Source organism: Campylobacter sp. 2018MI34, from assembly GCF_016598975.1.
GTDB lineage: Bacteria > Campylobacterota > Campylobacteria > Campylobacterales > Campylobacteraceae > Campylobacter_D.
Window position 1 is genome coordinate 1 of record NZ_JAENKS010000118.1, and the last position, 454, is coordinate 454.

Below are 454 nucleotides of genomic sequence, written 5' to 3' on the forward strand. Positions count from 1 at the left end.
GTCCAGACGCGTGAGCGAGTAAAGTATAGAAAACATGCAAACGTATATGAGATAGGCGTTGTGCTGTAAGATCATATAAAAATTAACTAAAAAGCGTAGGTCATGGCAGAAAAGAAATATTCCAAGAAAGCACAGGAGAAAATCGGTGAGGTAATGGACGAATTCAAAGAAGGAAAACTGAAGTCTTCCTCCGGCGATAAAGTCACCGACCGAAAACAGGCAGTAGCCATCGGGATTTCCGAAGCAAAAGAAAAAGGCTTGAAAGTCCCAAAACAGTCCGGTAAAAAATAAGTTTACAGTAATCCGTTGCCACCGCAGCGGATTATTCTTTTTCGTCCGTTTTTGCATTGTGCCGGAAACCAATGGCTGATGGTGCTTTTGGCACTGCTTTATAATGTTCCAAGTCGTCCGCAAGCATTTCGATTCTTGCTGAGAAATCTGCGTAATGCAGGCG

At 43.0% G+C, this 454-nt stretch carries 1 protein-coding gene; it reads left to right on the forward strand.

All coding sequences use genetic code 11. The annotated features are described in order from the left end of the window. Window positions 1-102 precede the first annotated feature (102 nt). Window positions 103-291, forward strand: a complete 189-nt coding sequence (locus tag JG676_RS08005) for a DUF6496 domain-containing protein (RefSeq protein WP_200217897.1) — start codon at window positions 103-105, stop codon at window positions 289-291. Window positions 292-454 lie beyond the last annotated feature (163 nt).